Origin of the sequence: Anaerotignum faecicola (genome assembly GCA_024460105.1) — a bacterium.
Taxonomy (GTDB): Bacteria; Bacillota; Clostridia; order Lachnospirales; family Anaerotignaceae; genus JANFXS01.
Genome location: JANFXS010000358.1, coordinates 1 through 428 on the forward strand (window position 1 = coordinate 1; position 428 = coordinate 428).

Sequence of the window (428 nt, forward strand, 5' to 3'; positions counted from 1 at the left end):
GTGATCAACAGCGGCAGTTCGTCGCTGAAATTCCAGGTTATAGATCCGGAGACCGAGGACGTGCTTGCGAAGGGGGTATGTGAGCCGATCGGGATAGATGGAATATTCACATACAGGACGCATACGGGCATTTCCCCTGAAGGAATCGGTTCCGATGGAGAATCATACACAGGCGGTCCATACGCTTTTAGATATGCTGGCAGATGCGGAAAAGGGTGTCTTAAAGGATTTTCAGGAAATCAGCGTCATTGGCCACCGTCTGGTTCATGGCGGAGAGAAGTTCACCGGTTCCGTGGTGATTAATGACGAGGTAATTGAGGCCATGACGGAGTGCAACGATCTCGCTCCGCTTCATAATCCGGCAAATTTAGTGGGGGTGGAAGCGTGCCGCAGACTGATGCCGGACACTCTGATGGTAGGTGTGTTTG

The 428-nt window shown here is 51.9% G+C and carries 2 protein-coding genes; both read left to right on the plus strand.

What is annotated here, in order from left to right:
• On the plus strand, window positions 1-303 hold the full coding sequence (locus NE664_14365) for a hypothetical protein (GenBank protein ID MCQ4727819.1): 303 nt from the start codon (window positions 1-3) through the stop codon (window positions 301-303).
• Window positions 194-428: acetate kinase (locus tag NE664_14370; GenBank protein ID MCQ4727820.1), on the plus strand; the 235-nt coding region annotated here is incomplete at its 3' end. The genes NE664_14365 and NE664_14370, both read left to right, overlap by 110 nt.